The organism is Ramlibacter sp. PS3R-8, from assembly GCF_037572435.1.
In the GTDB taxonomy this organism is placed as follows: Bacteria; Pseudomonadota; Gammaproteobacteria; order Burkholderiales; family Burkholderiaceae_C; genus Ramlibacter.
In genome coordinates, this window is sequence record NZ_JBBHGT010000020.1 from 1 (window position 1) to 298 (window position 298).

Genomic DNA, 298 nt, shown 5'->3' on the forward strand with positions numbered 1-298 from the left:
GGCCGTGGGCGCGTCGTTGGTCGCCGTGACGTTCACGGTGACGGTGGCGGTGTCGGTGCCACCGTTGCCATCGCTGACCGTGTACTCGAAGGTCGCCGCACCCGTGAAGTTCGGGTCGGGCGTGAAGACCGCGTTTCCGCCGACGATGACGACCGTCCCACCGACCGGGTTGCCCACCGCCGTGACCGTGAGCGTGTCGCCGTCCGGGTCGGTGTCGTTGCCGGCCAGGGTCGCCAGCAGGATCGACACCGGGGTGTCTTCGGTCGTGGTCGCCGTGTCGTTCACTGCCGTCGGCACA

The 298-nt window shown here is 69.5% G+C and carries 1 protein-coding gene; it reads right to left on the minus strand.

What is annotated here, in order from left to right:
* A partial coding sequence (locus tag WG902_RS22490) for an Ig-like domain-containing protein (protein ID WP_340062454.1) occupies positions 1–298 on the minus strand: 298 nt, incomplete at both ends.